Annotated in this window: 18 protein-coding genes; 15 read left to right on the forward strand and 3 right to left on the reverse strand. The window is 73.2% G+C overall.

Annotated elements, in window-relative coordinates:
- The 11 genes from GTW43_RS06960 to GTW43_RS07010 form a co-directional block, all read left to right on the forward strand.
- On the forward strand, window positions 1-2,238 hold a 2,238-nt coding region (locus GTW43_RS06960), incomplete at its 5' end, for an ATP/GTP-binding protein (protein ID WP_161300741.1).
- Window positions 2,239-2,395: 157 nt separating this feature from the next.
- Window positions 2,396-4,030, forward strand: coding sequence for a PucR family transcriptional regulator (locus GTW43_RS06965; protein WP_161300742.1), 1,635 nt, complete (start codon window positions 2,396-2,398; stop codon window positions 4,028-4,030).
- A 222-nt stretch (window positions 4,031-4,252) separates the two neighbouring features.
- The gene (locus tag GTW43_RS06970; RefSeq protein WP_161300743.1) at window positions 4,253-5,698 is read left to right on the forward strand and encodes an aldehyde dehydrogenase family protein; all 1,446 of its coding nucleotides are present in this window, start codon (window positions 4,253-4,255) and stop codon (window positions 5,696-5,698) included.
- Between the two features lie 210 nt (window positions 5,699-5,908).
- Complete coding sequence (locus GTW43_RS06975; protein WP_161300744.1) at window positions 5,909-7,846, forward strand: acyl-CoA dehydrogenase family protein; 1,938 nt, start codon at window positions 5,909-5,911, stop codon at window positions 7,844-7,846.
- 53 nt (window positions 7,847-7,899) lie between these two features.
- The gene (dxr, locus tag GTW43_RS06980) at window positions 7,900-9,177 is read left to right on the forward strand and encodes a 1-deoxy-D-xylulose-5-phosphate reductoisomerase (protein ID WP_161300745.1); all 1,278 of its coding nucleotides are present in this window, start codon (window positions 7,900-7,902) and stop codon (window positions 9,175-9,177) included.
- A complete protein-coding gene (locus GTW43_RS06985; protein WP_161300746.1) occupies window positions 9,174-10,475 on the forward strand; it encodes a site-2 protease family protein in 1,302 nt (433 codons plus the stop codon). Before dxr ends, GTW43_RS06985 begins: the two co-directional genes overlap by 4 nt.
- A 148-nt stretch (window positions 10,476-10,623) precedes the next feature.
- Window positions 10,624-11,781 carry a flavodoxin-dependent (E)-4-hydroxy-3-methylbut-2-enyl-diphosphate synthase gene (gene ispG, locus GTW43_RS06990; RefSeq protein WP_161300747.1) on the forward strand — a complete coding sequence of 386 codons (1,158 nt, stop codon included), beginning with the start codon at window positions 10,624-10,626 and terminating at the stop codon, window positions 11,779-11,781.
- A gap of 182 nt (window positions 11,782-11,963) precedes the next feature.
- Window positions 11,964-12,812, forward strand: coding sequence for a GNAT family N-acetyltransferase (locus GTW43_RS06995; RefSeq protein ID WP_161300748.1), 849 nt, complete (start codon window positions 11,964-11,966; stop codon window positions 12,810-12,812).
- A 100-nt stretch (window positions 12,813-12,912) separates the two neighbouring features.
- Entirely contained in the window at window positions 12,913-13,461 is a 549-nt protein-coding gene (locus tag GTW43_RS07000) for a GNAT family N-acetyltransferase (protein WP_161300749.1), read from the forward strand.
- Between the two features lie 108 nt (window positions 13,462-13,569).
- On the forward strand, window positions 13,570-15,273 hold the full coding sequence (locus GTW43_RS07005) for a proline--tRNA ligase (RefSeq protein WP_161300750.1): 1,704 nt from the start codon (window positions 13,570-13,572) through the stop codon (window positions 15,271-15,273).
- A gap of 122 nt (window positions 15,274-15,395) precedes the next feature.
- Window positions 15,396-15,884: a GNAT family N-acetyltransferase gene (locus GTW43_RS07010; protein ID WP_161300751.1), complete on the forward strand. Its 489-nt coding sequence runs from the start codon at window positions 15,396-15,398 to the stop codon at window positions 15,882-15,884.
- 9 nt (window positions 15,885-15,893) lie between these two features.
- Here the strand turns inward: GTW43_RS07010 and GTW43_RS07015 are convergent, their stop codons facing one another.
- From GTW43_RS07015 to GTW43_RS07025, 3 genes are read right to left on the reverse strand one after another with little or no spacing between them, the layout of a single operon-like run.
- Window positions 15,894-16,796: an aminoglycoside phosphotransferase family protein gene (locus tag GTW43_RS07015; RefSeq protein ID WP_161300752.1), complete on the reverse strand. Its 903-nt coding sequence runs from the start codon at window positions 16,794-16,796 to the stop codon at window positions 15,894-15,896.
- A 27-nt stretch (window positions 16,797-16,823) separates the two neighbouring features.
- Window positions 16,824-17,297 carry a ferritin-like domain-containing protein gene (locus GTW43_RS07020; protein ID WP_161300753.1) on the reverse strand — a complete coding sequence of 158 codons (474 nt, stop codon included), beginning with the start codon at window positions 17,295-17,297 and terminating at the stop codon, window positions 16,824-16,826.
- A gap of 5 nt (window positions 17,298-17,302) precedes the next feature.
- Window positions 17,303-17,806 carry a hypothetical protein gene (locus GTW43_RS07025; protein WP_161300754.1) on the reverse strand — a complete coding sequence of 168 codons (504 nt, stop codon included), beginning with the start codon at window positions 17,804-17,806 and terminating at the stop codon, window positions 17,303-17,305.
- Window positions 17,807-18,006: 200 nt separating this feature from the next.
- Here GTW43_RS07025 and rimP point away from each other — a divergent pair, with 200 nt between their 5' ends.
- The 4 genes from rimP to GTW43_RS07045 all read left to right on the forward strand — a co-directional run.
- Window positions 18,007-18,504 carry a ribosome maturation factor RimP gene (gene rimP / locus GTW43_RS07030; RefSeq protein ID WP_161300755.1) on the forward strand — a complete coding sequence of 166 codons (498 nt, stop codon included), beginning with the start codon at window positions 18,007-18,009 and terminating at the stop codon, window positions 18,502-18,504.
- A gap of 2 nt (window positions 18,505-18,506) precedes the next feature.
- Entirely contained in the window at window positions 18,507-19,505 is a 999-nt protein-coding gene (gene nusA / locus GTW43_RS07035) for a transcription termination factor NusA (protein WP_161300756.1), read from the forward strand.
- A 103-nt stretch (window positions 19,506-19,608) separates the two neighbouring features.
- Entirely contained in the window at window positions 19,609-19,887 is a 279-nt protein-coding gene (locus GTW43_RS07040) for a YlxR family protein (RefSeq protein ID WP_161300757.1), read from the forward strand.
- Between the two features lie 146 nt (window positions 19,888-20,033).
- Window positions 20,034-20,269, forward strand: a 236-nt coding sequence (locus GTW43_RS07045) for a translation initiation factor IF-2 N-terminal domain-containing protein (protein WP_161300758.1), incomplete at its 3' end; no start/stop codon positions are given.

Raw genomic sequence — 20,269 nt, forward strand, 5'->3', positions numbered from 1 at the left:
GCCCGCTGGCTGGACGCCCCACGCCCCGCGGCCGAGGCCGGCATCTGGCGCTTCCGGCACGACCCGCCCGCCCCCGACACCGCGCGCATGCGGCCCGTCACCGTCCTCGGCATGGTGATCCCGCTGGCCATCGGTCTCGTCCTGTGGTCGGCCTGGCGCAAGGACGTCTTCCCCTACAAGGTCAGCCTCCTGCACCTGCTCACCCCGAACGGCTGGTGGTGGTACGGGTACACGACCAGCCCCAAGGTGTGGCAGGGCTGGGCCGCACGGGACGTCTACGACGGGCTGTTCCTCGTCGGACTCGTCTGCGCGATCGGCTTCCTCGGCTCCTGGGGCAAGATCACCCGCTACTACCTCGGCCGCTTCACCCCGCCGGTGCGCGCCGCGCTCGCCGCCCTCATGGCCTTCGCGGCCGAGGCCCTCGTCTGGCCCGACGCCTTCGGCCTGGACTGGAACCCGCTGCCCGTCGTCGACACCGTGCTCGGCCTCGTCGCCCTCGTCACCGGCGGCTACACGGCCTTCAGCTCGCCGCTCCTCGTCTACACCCTCTACGCGCTCATCACGGCCGTCGTCCTGTGGCCCTTCGCCCGCATCGGCGAGTGGCGCGCGCTCTGGCTCCGCCACCGCTCCCGCGGCGCGGCGGCCCCCGCGACCGCGGGGCCCGTCACCCCCCGCTCCCAGTGGCCGCAACTGCGCGAGGCCGGGGAGCACGCGGCCGCCGACCGGCTCGCCGCCGAGGTCGCCGACGGCCGGATGAACGAGGTCGACGTCGCGCGCGTGCGCCGCTCCTGGGCGGCCACCGCCCACGACGCCGGCCGCCGCGCGGCCCTCGTGCGCACCCTGCTCGGACAGGGCGGCCGCGCGGCCGCCCACCCCTCCGGAGAGCGGGACCTGCCCGGCCGCACCGCCACCCACGACCTGCTCCTCGGCCAGGTGCGCATCGGCCGGTACGCCGACGGCGAGCGCACCCCGCGGACCTTCCACGGCGCCGGCGCCGCCCTCGAACCCGCGCTGCTCGGCACCTCGCTGCTCGCCGTCGGCCCGTCCGGCTCCGGCAAGAGCCGCCGCCTGGTCGCACCGGTCGCCGAATCGCTCACCCTCCAGGCGCTCGCCGGCGGCTGCTCCGTCGTCGCGGTCGGCGCGTCGAGCGCGCCGCTCGGCCCCGCCGAGGCCTACGACGTCGTGATCCGGCTCGGCGACCCCGCCTCCCCCTACGACCTCGACCTGTACGCCGGAACCACCGACGCGGACGAGGCCGCCGCGCTGCTCGCCGAGGGCCTCGTCGGCGACGTCGAGGGCGTGGAGACCGCACGGGCCGCGACCGTGCTGGCCCAGCTCATCGGCCCCTACCGCGCCGCCCACGGCCGCTTCCCGACCGTGCCCGTCCTGCGCGAACTGCTCGAGGCCCGCCCGGAGGCCCTCCAGGACCTGCTCGGCCTGCTGCCCGAGGGCACCGCCTCCGCGATGCGCCGCGAGCTCGACTCCCGGATCCGCCAGATCGGCACGGCGAGCGACCTCGGCCCGGTGCTCGCCGACCGGCTCGCCGCGCTCGACCGGCCCGTCTTCGCCGACTTCTTCGGCGGCTCCGGCGACGACGGCCGCCCCTTCGCGCTGCGGGCCGTCGCCCAGCATCCGGTGCGGGTGCGGATCAGCCTGCCCGACGGCGCGCACGAGGAAGCGGCCCGGCTGCTCAACCGGCTGCTCCTGGCCCAGTTCCAGAGCGTCACCCGGGACCGCCCCGAGGACGGGCACTTCGCCTGCCTGCTGCTCGACGACGCCGCCGGCGCCCTCAGCCCGGGGACCGTGCGCGGCCTCCAGGGGCTGCGCCGCCACCGCGCCGGCGTGCTGCTCGCCCTGCGCACCCTCGCCGAGGTACCCGAGCCGCTGCACGGACCGCTGCTCTCGGTGGTCGGCTGCCGGATGGCCTTCGCGGGCATCTCCACCTGGGACGGCCGGGCCTTCGCCCAGGCCTGGGGCACCGAACGGGTCGAGACCAGGGAGGTCGCCCACCACACCGTCTTCGCCGACCAGCCCATGACCCGCGCCTACCACCGGCTGCGCAAGCTGGTCACGGGCAAGGCGGTCACGACCGAGGCGGTCACCGTCCGCGAGGTCGAGCGCGAGCGCTGGTCCGCGTCCCAGCTCGCCCAGGAGGTCCCGCCCGGCCACGCCGTCCTCTCGGTCAGCACCGTGCGCGGCGAGCACGCGCCCCCGCTCCTCGTCGACCTGCGGCCCTGAGAGGAAGGCGGCGCGGGCCGCGCGGGCGCCGGGCCCCGGCACGGGCAGTACGTACGGTGAGGCAGAATCGGCAAGGGACGTTCATACGGTGCGGCCAAAAGCTTCACAGGAACGCCCCGTCCGAGCCACCGCACAGACCCCCACACCTGAAGGCCCCATGCCGCCCACGCTCGCCTCGCTCGTCCACCACTCGGCGCTCAAGCTCACCGTGCGGGCGGGCGAGGAACGCCTGGACACGCCCGTCCGCTGGGCCCACGTGAGCGAACTCGCCGACCCCGTGCCCTACATGGAGGGCGGCGAACTGCTCCTGATCACCGCCCTCAAGCTGGACGCCGAGGACCCCGAGGCGATGCGGCGGTACGTCAAGCGCCTGCTCGGCGCGGGCGTCGTCGGCCTCGGGTTCGCCGTCGGCGTCAACTACGAGGACGTCCCCGGGGCCCTCGTCGACGCCGCCCGGAGCGAGGGCCTGCCGCTGCTCGCGGTGCCCCCGCGCACGCCGTTCATCGCCATCAGCAAGGCGGTCTCCGCGGCCATCGCGGCCGACCAGTACCGGGCGGTGACCTCCGGCTTCGCCGCGCAGCGCGAGCTCACCAAGCAGGCCCTGAACGAGGGCCCCGACGGGCTCCTCGCCGTCCTCGCCGCCCAGGTCGACGGCTGGGCCGCCCTCTACGACGCGTCCGGCGCCGTGGTCGCCGCCGCTCCCGAGTGGGCCGGCCGCCGCGCCGCCCGGCTCACCCCCGACGTCGAGCGGCTGCGCGAGCGGCCCGCACCCGCCAGCGCGGTGGTCGCCTCCGGCACCGAGGACCGCATCGAGCTGCACTCCATCGGTGCGGGCCGCGGGCCGCGCGCCGCGCTCGCCGTCGGCACCGCCGCCACCCTCGGCACCGCCGAGCGCTACGCCCTGCACTCCGCGATCGCCCTGCTCACCCTCACCACCGAACGCTCCCGCGCCCTGCACGCCGCCGAGCAGCGCATCGGCTCCGCCGTCCTGCGGATGCTCCTCGCGGGCGAGCCGGACCATGCGCGGGCCGTCGCCGGGGACCTGTACGGGGCGCTGCTCGACGCACCGTTCCGTATGGTCCTCGCCGAGACCGGGGCGCCGCCGCCCAGCGGGGTCGCCGCGGCCGGCGACACCCCGGCCGGCGCCGCCGCCCTGCTCGCCGAGGCGGTCACCGGCGCGGGTGAGGACCCGCTGGGCGCGCTCGCCGACATCGTGGAGTCCGCCGCGGCCCGCTCCGGCGAGGCGGTGCTCGTCGTGCCCGACGGCCGGCGGCTCGTCCTGCTCGCCGTCGACGGCGGCGCGGCCGTCGAGGCGTGCGTGCGGTACGCCGAGGTGCTCGAGGGGATGCGGGCCGACGGGGCGACGGGGGAGGAGCCCGTCATCGGCTTCTCCGCGCCGTCCGGGCCGATCGCCGCGTCCGGCGCCTTCAAGCAGGCCGAACAGGCGCTGTCCGTCGCCCGCCGGCGCGGCCGGATCCTCGTCGAGCACGAGGACGTCGTCGCCGGGTCCGTCCTGCCGCTGCTCGCGGACGACGCGGTGCGGGCGTTCGCCGACGGCCTGCTGCGGGCGCTGCGCGACCACGACGCGACGGGCCGCGGGGATCTGGTCGCCTCGCTGCGGGCGTGGCTGTCGCGGCACGGCCAGTGGGACGCGGCCGCCGCGGACCTGGGCGTCCACCGGCACACCCTGCGCTACCGGATGCGGCGCGTGGAGGAGATCCTCGGTCGCTCCCTGGACGACCCGGACGTCCGGATGGAGCTCTGGCTGGCCCTGAAGGCGACCGGCGCCTGACCCGGCGCCTGACCCGGCGCCTGACCCGGCGCCCGCCTCGGCGCCTCACCCGGCCACGCACGCACACGCCCGACCCACCGAGCGGGTCGCCGCGTTCGCCATTCCGTCGAACCGACCCCCGTCGCACACTCCATCCCGGCCAACAAGATCCCGCCCGGCGGAGCCCTACCGTGGTCGCACGACGCTCACCCCCACCACCACGGAGAGGCCGGTACACGACCCATGACCGCCACCCACGCCTTCTGGCTCGCCGGCCGCCAGGCCACCGGCACCGAGACGCTCGACGTCCACAACCCCTACGACAACCGCCTCGTCGGCACCGTGGCCGTCGCGACCGAGGCCCAGGTCGAGGAGGCCGTCGCCGCCGCGCACGCCGTCCGCGACACGTTCGCCGCGACCCCGGCCCACGTGCGCGCCAAGGCGCTGAACCACGTCGCCGACCGCCTCGCCGAGCGCACCGAGGAGATCGCCCGGCTGATCTCCGCCGAGAACGGCAAGCCGATCAAGTGGGCGCGCGGCGAGGTGGGCCGTGCCGTCTCCGTGTTCCGTTTCGCCGCCGAGGAGGCCCGCCGCTGGAACAGCGGCGACGCCCAGCGCCTCGACACCGACGCGGGCGGCCAGGGCCGGCTCGCGCTCACCCGCCGCATCCCCAAGGGCGTCGTCCTCGGTATCGCGCCGTTCAACTTCCCGCTGAACCTGAGCGCCCACAAGGTGGCCCCGGCCATCGCGGTCGGCGCCCCGATCATCCTGAAGCCGGCGCCCGCCACGCCGCTGTCCTCCCTCGTCCTCGGCGAGCTGCTCGCCGAGACGGACCTGCCGGCCGGTTCGTGGTCGGTCCTGACCGTCCCGAACGACCGCATGCCCGCCCTCGTCCAGGACGAGCGCCTCCCCGTCATCTCCTTCACCGGCTCGGGCCCGGTCGGTTACGCGATCATGGACAGCGTGCCGCGCAAGCACTGCACGCTGGAGCTCGGCGGCAACGGCGCGGCGGTCGTCCTCGGCGACTGGGACTCCGAGGAGGACCTGGACCGGGCCGCGAACCGCATCGCCACCTTCTCCAACTACCAGGGCGGCCAGTCCTGCATCTCCGTGCAGCGGGTCATCGCGGACGCCGCCGTGTACGACCGGCTGCTGCCGAAGATCGTCGCGGCGGTCGAGGCCCAGGTCACCGGCGACCCGGCCGACGACGCCACGGACGTGGGCCCCCTCGTCAGCGAGGCCGCCGCCGAGCGCGTCGAGTCCTGGGTCACCGAGGCCGTCGACGCCGGAGCCACGCTCCTCGCGGGCGGCAAGCGCGACGGCGCCTCGTACGCCCCGACCGTCCTCGCCGACGTCCCCGGCGACGTGACGATCGCCGTGGAGGAGGTCTTCGGCCCGGTCCTCACGGTCAAGAAGGTCGACGGCGAGGCCGAGGCCTTCGCCGAGGTCAACTCCTCGAAGTACGGCCTCCAGGCGGGTGTGTTCACCCATGACCTGCAGACCGCGTTCCGCGCGCACCGGGCGCTCGAGGTCGGCGGCGTCGTCATCGGCGACGCCCCCTCCTACCGCGCCGATCAGATGCCCTACGGCGGCGCCAAGCAGTCCGGCGTCGGCCGCGAGGGCGTCCGCTACGCGATGGACGACTACACCTACGAGCGCGTCCTGGTCCTGACGGACCTCGCCCTCTGATTCCCGCCCCGTGACCCCGGCGCTCCGGTACGGCGCGCCGGCACCACCCGACGGCCCGGGCCCACTGTGCGGGGGCCCGGGCCGTCGTGGCTTCCCGTGGCGGATGCGCGAGCGCTGGCCGCCGCGGCCGTTCTCCGGTACGACGGACGGGTAGCACCGGCCGGTCGTCCGCGGCGGGCCGGTGACCCGACGCGCGGCGAGGTGGGCCCCATGTCCGTACCGTCCCCCGAGTCCGGCCCACCGCGGGCGAAGGTCTCCGAGCGTGAGGCGAGGCAGGTCGCCGAGGCCGCCCGGGAGCAGGACTGGCGCAAGCCCAGCTTCGCCAAGGAGCTCTTCCTCGGGCGCTTCCGCCTGGACCTGATCCACCCGCATCCGGTACCGGCCGAGGACGACGCGCGGCGCGGCGAGGAGTTCCTCGCCCGGCTGCGCGCGTTCTGCGAGACCGAGGTGGACCCCGCCCGCATCGAGCGGGAGGCCCGTGTCCCCGACGCGACGGTCGAGGGGCTGAAGCGGCTCGGCGCGCTCGGCATGAAGATCGACCCCCGGTACGGCGGCCTCGGCCTCACCCAGGTCCACTACAACAAGGCGCTGGCCCTCGTCGGCTCCGTCTCCCCGGCGATCGGCGCCCTGCTCTCCGCACACCAGTCGATCGGCGTGCCGCAGCCCGTCAAGATCTTCGGCACCCAGGAGCAGAAGGACCGCTTCCTGCCGCGCTGCGCCCGCACCGACATCAGCGCCTTCCTGCTCACCGAGCCGGACGTGGGCTCCGACCCGGCACGCCTCGCCACCACCGCCGTCCCCGACGGTGACGCGTACGTCCTCGACGGAGTGAAGCTGTGGACCACGAACGGGGTCGTCGCCGACCTCCTCGTCGTCATGGCCCGCGTCCCCGCGTCCGAGGGGCACCCGGGCGGCATCACCGCGTTCGTCGTCGAGGCGGACTCCGCGGGCATCACCGTCGAGCACCGCAACGCCTTCATGGGCCTGCGCGGCATCGAGAACGGCGTCACCCGCTTCCACCGGGTCCGGGTGCCCGCCGACCGGCGCATCGGCCCCGAGGGCGCCGGCCTCAAGATCGCCCTCACGACACTCAACACCGGCCGCCTCTCCCTGCCCGCGATGTGCGTCGGCGCGGGCAAGTGGTGTCTGAAGATCGCCCGTGAGTGGTCGGCGGTCCGCGAGCAGTGGGGCAGGCCCGTCGCGCTCCACGAGGCGGTCGGCGCGAAGATCAGCTACATCGCCGCCACGACGTTCGCGCTCGAGGCGCTCGTCGACCTGTCCTCCCAGATGGCCGACGAGGACCGCAACGACATCCGCATCGAGGCCGCCCTCGCCAAGCTCTACGGCTCCGAGGCCGCCTGGCGGATCGCCGACGAGCTCGTCCAGATCCGCGGCGGTCGCGGCTACGAGACCGCGGAGTCCCTCGCCGCCCGCGGCGAGCGCGCCGTCCCCGCCGAACAGCTCCTGCGCGACCTGCGCATCAACCGCATCTTCGAGGGCTCCACCGAGATCATGCACCTGCTGATCGCCCGGGAGGCCGTCGACGCCCACCTCTCCGTCGCCGGTGACCTCATCGACCCCGACACCACGCTCGCCGACAAGGCGAGGGCGGGTGTCCGGGCCGGTGGCTTCTACGCCCGCTGGCTGCCGGGGCTCGTCGCGGGACCCGGGCAACTCCCCACCGCCTACGGGGAGTTCGGTGAGCTCGCCACGCATCTGCGGTACGTCGAGCGCTCCGCCCGCAAGCTCGCCCGGTCCACCTTCTACGCCATGTCCCGCTGGCAGGGCCGCATGGAGACGAAGCAGGGCTTCCTCGGCCGCGTCGTCGACATCGGCGCCGAACTGTTCGCCATGAGCGCCGCCTGCGTCCGCGCCGAGCACCTGCGCGCCACCGGCCCGCACGGCCGCGCGGCGTACCAGCTCGCCGACACCTTCTGCCGCCAGTCCCGGCTCCGCGTCGAGGAACTGTTCACCCGCCTGTGGTCCCACACCGACGACCTGGACCGCAAGGTCGTCCGGGCCACCCTCGACGGCGCGTACACCTGGCTGGAGGAGGGCGTCCTCGACCCGAGCGGCGACGGCCCCTGGATCGCCGACGCGACCCCCGGGCCGAGCGAGCGGGAGAACGTGCACCGGCGGATCCGCTGACAAGACGGGGCGCCCCTGTCGGAGTCGCGGCCCGCGCACGCAAGAATGGGGGGATGACCGAAAGCCCCGCCAGCCCCTCACCCCTCGCGGACCCCCATCTGGTCTTCGACCCCGCCCCCGCCGACGGCCCCCGGGACATCGTCGTCCTGGGCTCGACGGGGTCGATCGGCACGCAGGCGATCGACCTCGTGCTGCGCAACCCGGACCGGTTCCGCGTCACCGCGCTCAGCGCCGCGGGCGGCCGCGTCGCGCTGCTCGCCGAGCAGGCCCGCCGACTGCGCGTGCGCACGGTCGCCGTGGCCCGCGAGGACGTCGTGCCCGCGCTGCGCGAGGCGCTGGCCGCGCAGTACGGGCCGGGGGAGCAGCTGCCCGAGATCCTGGCCGGGCCGGACGCCGCGACACAGATCGCCGGCCGCGGCGACTGCCACACCGTCCTCAACGGCATCACCGGCTCGATCGGCCTCGCCCCGACGCTCGCCGCGCTGGAGGCGGGCCGCACGCTCGCCCTCGCCAACAAGGAGTCGCTGATCGTCGGCGGCCCGCTCGTCAAGCGGATCGCGCGGCCCGGCCAGATCATCCCGGTCGACTCCGAGCACGCCGCCCTCTTCCAGGCGCTCGCCGCGGGCACCCGCGCCGACGTCCGCAAGCTGGTCGTCACCGCCTCCGGCGGCCCCTTCCGCGGCCGCACCAAGGCGGACCTCGCGCAGGTGACCGTCGAGCAGGCCCTGGCCCACCCCACCTGGGCGATGGGCCCGGTCATCACCGTCAACTCGGCGACCCTGGTCAACAAGGGCCTGGAGGTCATCGAGGCGCACCTTCTGTACGACATCCCCTTCGACCGCATCGAGGTCGTCGTGCACCCGCAGTCCTTCGTGCACTCGATGGTCGAGTACGTGGACGGCTCGTCGCTCCTCCAGGCGACCCCGCCCGACATGCGCGGCCCGATCGCGATCGGCCTCGGCTGGCCCGAGCGGATCCCCGACGCGGCCCCCGCCTTCGACTGGACCAAGGCGTCGACCTGGGAGTTCTTCCCGCTCGACACCGAGGCGTTCCCCTCCGTGGGGCTCGCCCGGCACGTGGGGGAGCTCGCGGGCACGGCCCCGGCGGTGTTCAATGCCGCCAACGAGGAGTGCGTCGACGCGTTCCTGTCCGGCTCGCTCGCGTTCAACGGCATCATGGAGACCGTGACGAAGGTCGTAGAGGAGCACGGCACCCCCGGAACGGGAACTTCCCTGACCGTCGCGGACGTCCTCGAAGCGGAGACCTGGGCCCGTGCCCGGGCCCGTGAACTCACGACGACGGACAAGGCAGCCGCGGAGGCCCGTGCATGACGACCTTGATGATGATCCTCGGCATAGTCGTCTTCGTGGTGGGCCTGCTCATCTCCATCGCGTGGCACGAGCTGGGCCACCTGTCGACGGCCAAGATGTTCGGCATCCGGGTGCCGCAGTACATGGTCGGCTTCGGGCCCACCCTCTTCTCGCGCCGCAAGGGCGACACCGAGTACGGCGTCAAGGCCATCCCGCTCGGCGGCTACATCCGGATGATCGGCATGTTCCCGCCCGGCGCCGACGGCAGGATCGAGTCGCGCTCGACCTCGCCGTTCCGGTCGATGGTCGAGGACGCCCGCGCGGCCGCCTTCGAGGAGCTACAGCCCGGCGACGAGTCGCGCCTCTTCTACACGCGCAAGCCGTGGAAGCGCGTGATCGTCATGTTCGCCGGACCGTTCATGAACCTCGTCCTGGCCGTCGCCCTGTTCTTCGTCGTCCTGATGGGCTTCGGCATCGTCCAGCAGACCAATGTGGTGTCGTCCGTCTCGCCCTGTGTCATCAAGGCCAGCCAGGAGCGGGACACCTGCAAGGCCTCCGACCCGCAGTCCCCGGCGAAGGCGGCCGGACTGCAGCCGAAGGACAAGATCGTCTCCTTCGACGGCGTCCGCACGGACGAGTGGAACACGCTGTCCGACAAGATCCGTGACAGCGCCGGGCGGACCGTCCCGATCGTCGTCGAGCGCGACGGACAGCAGAAGACGCTGACCGCGAAGATCGCCACCAACCAGGTGGCGAAGAAGGACTCCAGCGGCCAGGTCGTCGACGGGTACGTGAACGCGGGCTTCCTCGGCTTCAGCGCGGCCACCGGCGTCGTCCACCAGGACTTCGGCGACTCCGTGGGCTGGATGACCGACCGGGTCGGCGACGCCGTCGACTCCATCGTCGCGCTGCCCGCGAAGATCCCCGCCCTGTGGGACGCGGCGTTCGGCGACGGCCCCCGCGAGCAGGACTCCCCGATGGGCGTCGTCGGCGCGGCCCGGGTCGGCGGCGAGATCTTCACCATGGACATCCCGGCGACCCAGCAGCTCGCCATGGCGCTGATGCTCGTCGCGGGCTTCAACCTCTCGCTGTTCCTCTTCAACATGCTGCCGCTGCTCCCGCTCGACGGCGGGCACATCGCGGGAGCGCTGTGGGAGGCACTGCGGCGGAACCTGGCACGCGTCTTCCGGCGCCCCGATCCGGGTCCGTTCGACGTGGCGAAGCTCATGCCCGTCGCGTACGTGGTGGCCGGAGTCTTCGTCTGCTTCACGATCCTGGTGCTGATCGCCGACGTCGTTAACCCGGTGAAAATCTCCTGACCGGACGCTGTTCAGGACGGCCGGGCACCCTGGGTGCCCGGCCGTCCCTCTTTGGGGGAGTCGAGGGGGCGCGATGTGCCCGGCCGCGCGCCGGTGACGTAATCTCGGAAACCTGGGACTCGATCCACACCTTGGGGTTGCACAGCAGATGACTGCGATTTCACTCGGCATGCCGGACGTACCGACCAAGCTCGCCGAGCGGCGCAAGAGCCGGCAGATCCAGGTCGGCACGGTCGCCGTCGGCGGCGACGCCCCGGTCTCCGTCCAGTCGATGACCACGACGCGCACGTCCGACATCGGCGCGACGCTCCAGCAGATCGCCGAGCTCACCGCCTCCGGCTGCCAGATCGTCCGCGTGGCCTGCCCCACGCAGGACGACGCCGACGCGCTGCCCGTCATCGCCAGGAAGTCGCAGATCCCGGTGATCGCGGACATCCACTTCCAGCCGAAGTACGTCTTCGCGGCCATCGAGGCCGGCTGCGCCGCGGTCCGGGTCAACCCGGGCAACATCAAGCAGTTCGACGACAAGGTCAAGGAGATCGCCCAGGCGGCGAAGGACCACGGCACCCCGATCCGGATCGGGGTCAACGCGGGTTCGCTGGACCGCCGGCTGCTCCAGAAGTACGGCAAGGCCACCCCCGAGGCGCTCGTCGAGTCCGCGCTGTGGGAGGCGTCCCTCTTCGAGGAGCACGGGTTCCGGGACATCAAGATCTCGGTGAAGCACAACGACCCGGTGGTCATGGTCAACGCCTACCGGCTGCTCGCCGAGAAGTGCGACTACCCCCTGCACCTGGGCGTGACCGAGGCCGGTCCGGCCTTCCAGGGCACGATCAAGTCCGCCGTCGCGTTCGGTGCGCTGCTCTCCGAGGGCATCGGCGACACGATCCGCGTCTCCCTGTCGGCCCCGCCGGTCGAGGAGATCAAGGTGGGCAACCAGATCCTGGAGTCGCTCAACCTGAAGCCCCGCCGCCTGGAGATCGTGTCCTGCCCGTCCTGCGGCCGCGCCCAGGTCGACGTGTACAAGCTCGCCGAGGAGGTCACGGCCGGGCTCGACGGCATGGAGGTCCCGCTCCGCGTCGCGGTGATGGGCTGCGTCGTGAACGGCCCGGGCGAGGCCCGCGAGGCCGACCTCGGCGTCGCCTCCGGCAACGGCAAGGGCCAGATCTTCGTCAAGGGCGAGGTCATCAAGACCGTCCCCGAGTCGAAGATCGTCGAGACGCTGATCGAGGAGGCGATGAAGATCGCCGAGCAGATGGAGAAGGACGGCGTCGCCTCCGGCGAGCCTTCGGTGGCCGTGGCGGGCTGATCCCGCAGATCCTTCCCGGGCGCCGCTCGTCCGCCGTGTCCGGCGGGAGCGGCGTCTGCAGGTGCGCGGTGAGCACGACGAGCCCGCACCCCCCCGCGGTCCGCAGACCCGGAGGCGGGGCGGCGCGCAGCACCGGCAGGTACAGTGCGGAGATCAGCAGCCCCGCCACGAAGGCCCCGCACGTGTTGACTCAGACCACTACCCGGGTCCTCGAACCGAGTGACCTCGACGCAGCGCTCGCCGTACTCGACCGCGAGCCCGTCGCCAATGCCTTCGTGACGGCCCGCGTCCGCATCGCGGGCCTCGACCCGTGGCGGCTCGGCGGCGAGATGTGGGGCTGGTACGAGGACGGCATGCTGCAGTCCCTGTGCTACGCGGGCGCCAACCTGGTCCCGATCTGCGCCACCGACCGCGCGGTGCGCGGCTTCGCGGACCGCGCCCGCCGGGCCGGCCGCCGCTGTTCCTCGATCGTGGGCCCGGCCGGGCCCACCGCCCGGCTGTGGAGCCTCCTGGAGCCCAGCTGGGGCCCGCCCCGCGAAGTCCGGGCGCATCAGCCCCTCATGGTCGCGGACCGGATGCCGGAGGCCGTCGTCCCGGACCCGTACGTGCGCCGGATCCGCAAGGACGAGATGGACACGATCATGCCGGCGTGCGTGGCGATGTTCACCGAGGAGGTCGGCGTCTCCCCGCTGGCCGGGGACGGCGGGCTGCTCTACCAGGCCCGGGTCGCCGAGCTGGTCGGTTCGGGCCGCTCCTTCGCCCGGCTCGACGAGCACGGCAAGGTCGCCTTCAAGGCCGAGATCGGTGCCGCGACCGACCGGGCCTGCCAGATCCAGGGCGTCTGGGTCGCCCCCGAGTACCGCGGCCGCGGCCTCGCCGCCCCCGGCATGGCGGCCGTCCTGCGGTACGCCCTCGCCGATGTGGCGCCCGTCGTCAGCCTCTACGTGAACGACTTCAACACCCCGGCCCGCGCCGCCTACCGCCGGGTGGGGTTCGAAGAGGTCGGCGCGTTCATGAGCGTCCTGTTCTAGGGCGTGCCTCGACACACGCCCCAGAACTCTTCGTCCTCCACACCCACGCCGCCCGCCGGGCCCCGTACCTCCTTCCCGTCACCCCGGGTACGCTCCGCTCATGCCGCTCCCGAACCCCGTCTCCATCGGCCCCCTCGACCTGGGCAGCCGCGTCGACGAGGCCCTCGCCGTCCAGGCCCACGCCTTCGGGCTCAGTGACGACGAGATCGCCGTACGCCGGCAGATCGTGCAGCGGCACATGACGTACCCGGGGGCGCGCGCCCTCGGCGCCACGACCGAGACCGGCCGGCTCGTCGGCTTCGTCTACGGCATGCCGAACGACCGCATGCACTGGTGGTCCTCGGTCGTCGAGCCGTACCTGCGCGCCCGCGGCACCGAGCACTGGCTCGACGACGCGTTCGTCATCACCGAGCTGCACGTCCACCCCGGCTTCCAGAACCGCGGCATCGGCCGGGCCCTGATCACCCTCATCACCGACGACGCGATCCAGCCCCGCTCGATCCTCTCCGCGATCGACCACGAGAGCCCGGCCCGCGGCCTCTACCGCTCCCTGGGCTACGAGGATCTGGCCCGCCAGGTGCTGTTCCCGAGCGCCCCGAAGCCGTACGCCGTCATGGGCGCCCCGCTCCCGCTGCGCCGCCCCGCATAACCGATTTCCGGCGGCGGCCGGGCCCCGGCTAACCTCCAGGGACCACCCTTCCCCAAGCTCTCCGCTTCGCAACGAGCAGGGGGGACCCCCAGAGCAGGAGTCAGAATCATGGCCAAGGTCCAGGTCCAGCGCATGTCACGCTTGATGGTGAAGACACTGCGCGACGACCCGGCGGACGCCGAGGTGCTCAGCCACAAGCTCCTCGTGCGCGCCGGTTTCGTGCGCCGCACCGCCGCGGGCATCTGGTCCTGGCTCCCGCTCGGCAAGAAGGTCCTCGCCAACGTGGAGCGCGTGGTCCGCGAGGAGATGGACGCCATCGGCGCCCAGGAGGTCACCCTCCCCGCCCTGCTGCCCCGCGAGCCCTACGAGGCGACCGGCCGCTGGAGCGAGTACGGCGCCGAACTGTTCCGCCTCAACGACCGCAAGGGCGGCGACTACCTCCTCGGCCCCACCCACGAGGAGATCTTCACCCTCCTGGTCAAGGACCAGTGCACGTCCTACAAGGACCTGCCCGTCGTCCTCTACCAGATCCAGTCGAAGTACCGCGACGAGGCCCGCCCCCGGGCCGGCATCCTGCGCGGCCGCGAGTTCCTCATGAAGGACTCCTACTCCTTCGACCTGGAGGACGAGGGCCTCGACCAGTCCTACGCCCTGCACCGCGCCGCCTACCAGCGCATCTTCGAGCGCCTCGGCCTCGACTACCGCATCTGCGCCGCGACCGCCGGCGCCATGGGCGGCTCCAAGTCCGAGGAGTTCCTCGCCCCGGCCGGCGCCGGCGAGGACACCTTCGCCGACTGCCCGCACTGCGACTACGCCGCCAACACCGAGGCCGTCTCGTTCGCGCTGAAGCCGGTGGACGCCGAGGGCGTCGCCGCGCTCGAGGAGATCCCCACCCCCGACACCCCGACCATCGAGACGCTCGCCGCGCACCTCGGTGTCGAGGCGGCCGCCACGCTGAAGAACCTGCTGGTGAAGGTCGACGGAGAGATCGTCGCCATCGGCGTCCCCGGCGACCGCGAGGTCGACATGGACAAGGTCGAGGCGCACTTCGCCCCGGCCGCGGTCGAGCTCGTCACCGCCGAGGACTTCACCGACCGCCCCGACCTCGTGCGCGGCTACGTCGGCCCGCAGGGCCTGGAGAAGGTCCCCTACCTCGCGGACCCGCGCATCGCCCCCGGCACCGCCTGGATCACCGGCGCCAACAAGGACGGCGTGCACGCGAAGAACGTCGTCGCGGGCCGCGACTTCGAGGTCGACACCTACGTCGACGTCGTGGTCGTCCAGGAGGGCGACCCGTGCCCCGCGTGCGGCACCGGCCTCAAGCTGGACCGCGCCATCGAGATCGGCCACATCTTCCAGCTCGGCCGCAAGTACGCCGACGCCTTCCAGCTCGACGTCCTCGGCCAGAACGGCAAGCCGGTCCGCGTCACCATGGGCTCCTACGGCATCGGCGTCTCCCGCGCCGTCGCCGCCCTCGCCGAGCAGCACGCCGACGACAAGGGCCTGATCTGGCCCGCCGAGATCGCCCCGGCCGACGTCCACGTCGTCGCCGCCGGCAAGGCCCTGCAGACCGAGCTCGCCCTCGACGTCTCGGACCGGCTGGCCGCCGCCGGTGTGCGCGTCCTGGTCGACGACCGCCCCGGAATCTCGCCCGGCGTCAAGTTCACCGACTCGGAGCTCATCGGCATCCCGCAGATCCTCGTCGCGGGCCGCCGCAGCGCCGACGGCGTCGTCGAGCTCAAGGACCGCCGTACCGGTGAGCGCGAGGAGCTGACGGTCGAGGAGGCCGTGGCCCGCCTGACCTCTGCCTGATCCCCGCCCCGGCCCGGCCCGCCGCCACCGGCTGCGGGCCGGTGGGCTTCGCGCGCGGTTCCCCGCGCCCCTTCAGGGGCGCGGGGCTGTATCGATGTGCGGCGCACGTCTAGGGTCGCGCCATGCCCGAACTGCAGCCTCTCCGAGCCGACCACGCGGACGCGCTCCTCACCTTCGAGCAGGACAACCGCGGCTACTTCGCGGCCAGCGTCCCCGACCGCGGCGACGCCTACTTCCGCGAGTTCGCCGTCCGGCACACCGCGAACCTCGCCGAACAGGCCGAGGGCACCCTGCGCATGCACGTCCTGGTCACCGCCGAGGGCGAGATCCTGGGCCGCTTCAACCTGTTCGACCTCGCCGACGGCAGCGCCGAACTCGGCTTCCGGCTGGCCGCGCACGCCACCGGCAGGGGCCTGGCCACCGAGGCCGTCCGCCGCCTGTTCACCCTGGCCCGCGAGGACTACGGCCTCACCCGCATCACCGCGGCGGCCGAACCCGGGAACCAGGCATCCCGCGCCGTCCTGCAGCGCACGGGCTTCCACCCCACCGGCACCACGACCCGCTCGGGCCGCCCCTGCGTCACGTACGCGAAGACGCTGGACGGGGCGTAGCGGCCCGGGTCAGAGCCAGCCCGCGAACTCCAACAGGTTCTCGCCGTCGCGCTCGCGCCCCACGCGCAGCGCCCGCACCCCCGACTCCACCGCACGGAACAGCGTCCAGCCGCGCAGCCGCTCCTGGTCCACCTCCAGGGACTCGGCGAGCTTCCGCACACGGCGGCGCGTGATCGCGGGCCCGGACGGCGAGCCGATCAGGTCCTCGACCCGGTCGCGCACCAGCCGGGCCAGGTCGAAGGCGCACTCGCCGACCACCGGGTCGGGACCCACCGCGAGCCACGGCATCCGCTCGCCCGCGAGCACCTTGCTCTGCCGGAACGTGCCGTGCAGCAGCCGCAGTTCGGGCGGCGCGCCGACCAGCTCGTCCCGTGCCCCGAGCGCCGCGTCCACCAGCGGCGCCACCTCGGGGAAACCCTCGACCGTGGCCTTCATCAGCGCCGCCTGCCGACCGGTGCGCTCGGGCACCGTCTCGCAGTTGCGCCCCGCCGGCGGGTCCACCCACAGCCGGCGCAGCGTCCCCGCCGCCTCGAGCAGCGCCTTCGCCTCCGGGAGCGTCCGCACGGACACCTCGGGGTGCAGCCGCTCCAGGAGCAGGGCGCCGTCGCTGGGCCCCGGATCGAGCAGCCGCACCGCACCGAAGCCGTCCCAGTGCGTCAGCGCCGCCCGCTCCGCCTCGGGGCGGAACCGCTCGGGCGCCAGCTTCAGCACGGCCGGCGTACTGTCCGCCGTCCGCACATGGGCGACGAGGCTGCTGCGCCCGCCGGGCACGTGGATCCGGTCCACGCCGACCCCGCGCCGGGCCGCCGCCTCCTCGAGCAGGGTGCCGACCCGGGCGAGCCACGCGGACGCCCCCTCGTCGCGCACCTCGCCGAGCGCGTTCACAAGGCGCGAAGGCGGTTCGAATGCCATGCGCGAGGATTCCCTTCCGAAGACTGCCTAACTGTCCGGCCGCACCGAGGAACCGGAGGCCGAGGCGGACGGCACCACGGCCCGTTCGGTGAGCCCAGGGAAGGCTACGCTGCCGCCGCGCCAGCGCACCGCACGGACCGCCGCCTCGCGCAGCGCGTCCGCCGCGCTGCGCCGCCGGTCCCCGCTCGCCGCCCGTACGAGGTCCGAGTAGACGCCCGCGATCCTGTCCTCGAGGTCCGCCGCGAGCCGGGCCGCGGCCGCCGCGTCCGGCACCGGGAACGGCAGCGCGTACGCCCCGGCCGACCCCTCCGGCTCGGCGCCGAGGTCCCGCACCGTGCGCCGCAGCTCGTCCCGGCGGGTCCGGTGCGCGTCGTAGTCGGAGCGGGCCTCGGCCCGGCGCTTCGCCCCGATCCGGCCGCCGACCACGCCGTACCCGTACACCGCCGCGTGCTCGGCGCGCAGTGCGGCCTGCACCGCCGCGAGCAGCTCGTTCTCCGTCATCCCGGTCAGCCCTCCGTGAGCAGGTACGCGTGTGCGGCGCCGGCCGCCGCCGCCGAGGCCAGCAGCCTGGCCAGTTCGGCCGGGGCGTCCACGAGCGCGCCCAGCCGCCGGTCCGACAGCTCGCGCTCGGCCGCCGCGAGCGCCTTCAGGACGTCCTTCTCGGCGACCGGGCCGGACGTCGGCGAGGGCGCCCCGGCCATCCGGGTGGGCTCGGCGGCCCCGCCGAACGCCTTCACGTGCCGCTCGACCTCGGAGCGCAGCGGGTCGAGCCGTCCGGCGAGCGCGGGACGGGCGCCGAGCGCGTCGTCGTAGCGGCCGAGCAGGTCCGCGCTGTCCCGGGCGGCCTGTGCCCGCAGTCTGCGGTCCTGCGAGACGGACGGTGCGCCGCGGCCGCCCTCGGCGCTGTCCCCCTCGCCGGAGCACGCGGTCAGCAGGGCCGTGGCCCCGGCCAGTGCGGCGAGCAGGGTCCTGCGGCGTGGCCCGGTCGGGGCGTGAGGGGTGAGCGGCACGGCGGGCGTCCTCGGCGGGAAGGACCGGAAAAGTCTCCGGAAACGATTCGGCATTATGAGCGATGGGTGACGTGAAGATCACCGTACCTTCGGCACCCGCCAGGTGGACGGCAACACCCCCCTGGACCGGATACCCTTTGACCTGACGCGCAGGGATTGCTTGCGACCACAACAGCACACGCGGCCGAGGAGTCACCCGGATGAGCACCACCCAGAACGAGAGGCTGCGGGAACTACTGGAACCGCTCGTCAGCTCACAGGGGCTCGATCTCGAAGAGATCGACGTGGCCTCGGTCGGACGCAAGCGTGTGCTGCGCGTCGTCGTCGACGCGGACGAGGGCGCCGACCTGGACGCGATCGCCGATGTGAGCCGCGCGCTCTCGGCGAAGCTCGACGAGACCGACGCGATGGGCCAGGGCGAGTACGAGCTCGAGGTCGGCACCCCCGGCGCCGAGCGCCTGCTGACCGAGCACCGGCACTACGTCCGCGCGACCGGCCGCCTGGTCCGGTTCCGGCTGACGGACGACAGCGAGGTCGTCGCCCGCATCCTGGAGGTCGACGACACGGGTCTCGACCTCGAAGTACCGGGCGTGAAGGGCCGCAAGGCCACCGCCCGCGGGCTCGACTTCACGGACATCGCCCAGGCGCGCGTCCAGGTCGAGTTCAACCGCAAGAACAAGAACGAAGAGGAGGCGTAGCCGTGGACATCGACATGAGCGCCCTGCGGGGTCTGGTCCGGGAGAAGGAGATCTCCTTCGATCTGCTGGTCGAGGCGATCGAGTCGGCCCTCCTCATCGCCTACCACCGCACCGAGGGAAGCCGCCGCCAGGCGCGCGTGAAGCTCGACCGCGAGAGCGGCCACGTGACGGTCTGGGCGAAGGAGGACGCGGACGACCTGGACGAGGGCCAGGAGCCGCGCGAGTTCGACGACACGCCCTCGGACTTCGGCCGTATCGCCGCCACGACCGCCAAGCAGGTCATCCTGCAGCGGCTGCGCGACGCCGAGGACGACGCGACGCTCGGCGAGTACGCGGGCCGCGAGGGCGACATCGTGATGGGCGTCGTCCAGCAGGGCCGCGACCCGAAGAACGTGCTGGTGGACATCGGCAAGCTCGAGGCGATCCTGCCGGTGCAGGAGCAGGTGCCGGGCGAGGAGTACCCGCACGGCCTGCGCCTGCGCAGCTACGTCGTCCGCGTCGCGAAGGGCGTGCGCGGTCCGTCCGTGACGCTGTCGCGCACGCACCCGAACCTGGTCAAGAAGCTCTTCGCGCTCGAGGTGCCGGAGATCGCCGACGGTTCCGTCGAGATCGCCGCCATCGCGCGCGAGGCCGGCCACCGCACCAAGATCGCCGTCCGCTCGACCCGCAGCGGGCTCAACGCCAAGGGTGCCTGCATCGGCCCCATGGGCGGCCGTGTGCGCAATGTCATGGGCGAGCTCAACGGCGAGAAGATCGACATCGTGGACTGGTCCGACGACCCGGCCGACATGGTGGCGAGCGCGCTCTCCCCGGCCCGGGTCTCCAAGGTCGAGATCGTCGACCTCGGCGCCCGCTCCGCCCGTGTGACGGTCCCGGACTACCAGCTCTCCCTCGCCATCGGCAAGGAGGGGCAGAACGCCCGGCTGGCGGCCCGGCTGACCGGCTGGCGCATCGACATCCGGCCGGACACCGAGCAGGCCGGCCCGGCCGACGGGGAATAATCCCGAGCGCGCTGCGCTTGGATCACGACAGTATGTGACGGTAAACAGCCGTTCGATTTTTCCCCCGAAGGGGTGAGGTCGATACGGGGAGGTAGACTTAACGGTGTCTGGCCGGACGCACGTCGGCGCATGCCCTGAGCGAACCTGCGTGGGTTGCCGCGAGCGGGCGGCCAAGAGCGATCTGCTGCGGATCGTGATCGTCGAGGGCGCATGCGTCCCCGATGATCGCGGTACGCTGCCCGGCCGGGGTGCGTATGTGCACCCCGCCCTGGTCTGTCTCGACCTGGCGGTTCGCCGCCGGGCGTTCCAGAGGGCGTTCAAAGCCCCTGGTCCGTTCGACACGGAGGCCCTGCGCCACCGCGTCGAACAGGCAACACCGTAAGAAGCGCCGTGCGGAACCCCCGCGCGGCCCTGGTACCCCGCGAGTTGGAAGTAGGTCGAGATTGCGATGAGCACTCGATGAGCACGCGATGAGTACGCCCATGAAGTAGCGACGGTCCGGCGTAACCCGGACCTAAAAGGAGCGAAGTGGCTAAGGTCCGGGTATACGAACTCGCCAAGGAGTTCGGCGTGGAGAGCAAGGTCGTCATGGCCAAGCTCCAAGAACTCGGTGAATTCGTACGTTCGGCGTCCTCGACGATCGAGGCGCCGGTTGTACGCAAGTTGACTGATGCCCTCCAGCAGGGCAATGGCGGCGGCGGCAAGTCCGCGCCGCGCAAGGCCGCGCCCGCGAAGCCCGCGGCGCCGCGTCCCACCCCTTCCCC

The organism is Streptomyces sp. SID5785, assembly GCF_009870065.1.
Lineage (GTDB): Bacteria > Actinomycetota > Actinomycetes > Streptomycetales > Streptomycetaceae > Streptomyces.

What these genes read in the sequence shown, in the direction of transcription:
- GTW43_RS06965 (WP_161300742.1), top strand. Translation starts at nt 2,396, where the DNA reads ATGCCGCCCACGCTCGCCTCGCTCGTCCACCACTCGGCGCTCAAGCTC.
- GTW43_RS06970 (WP_161300743.1), top strand. Translation starts at nt 4,253, where the DNA reads ATGACCGCCACCCACGCCTTCTGGCTCGCCGGCCGCCAGGCCACCGGC.
- GTW43_RS06975 (WP_161300744.1), top strand. Translation starts at nt 5,909, where the DNA reads ATGTCCGTACCGTCCCCCGAGTCCGGCCCACCGCGGGCGAAGGTCTCC.
- dxr (WP_161300745.1), top strand. Translation starts at nt 7,900, where the DNA reads ATGACCGAAAGCCCCGCCAGCCCCTCACCCCTCGCGGACCCCCATCTG.
- GTW43_RS06985 (WP_161300746.1), top strand. Translation starts at nt 9,174, where the DNA reads ATGACGACCTTGATGATGATCCTCGGCATAGTCGTCTTCGTGGTGGGC.
- ispG (WP_161300747.1), top strand. Translation starts at nt 10,624, where the DNA reads ATGACTGCGATTTCACTCGGCATGCCGGACGTACCGACCAAGCTCGCC.
- GTW43_RS07000 (WP_161300749.1), top strand. Translation starts at nt 12,913, where the DNA reads ATGCCGCTCCCGAACCCCGTCTCCATCGGCCCCCTCGACCTGGGCAGC.
- GTW43_RS07005 (WP_161300750.1), top strand. Translation starts at nt 13,570, where the DNA reads ATGGCCAAGGTCCAGGTCCAGCGCATGTCACGCTTGATGGTGAAGACA.
- GTW43_RS07010 (WP_161300751.1), top strand. Translation starts at nt 15,396, where the DNA reads ATGCCCGAACTGCAGCCTCTCCGAGCCGACCACGCGGACGCGCTCCTC.
- GTW43_RS07015 (WP_161300752.1), bottom strand. Translation starts at nt 16,796, where the DNA reads ATGGCATTCGAACCGCCTTCGCGCCTTGTGAACGCGCTCGGCGAGGTG.
- GTW43_RS07020 (WP_161300753.1), bottom strand. Translation starts at nt 17,297, where the DNA reads ATGACGGAGAACGAGCTGCTCGCGGCGGTGCAGGCCGCACTGCGCGCC.
- rimP (WP_161300755.1), top strand. Translation starts at nt 18,007, where the DNA reads ATGAGCACCACCCAGAACGAGAGGCTGCGGGAACTACTGGAACCGCTC.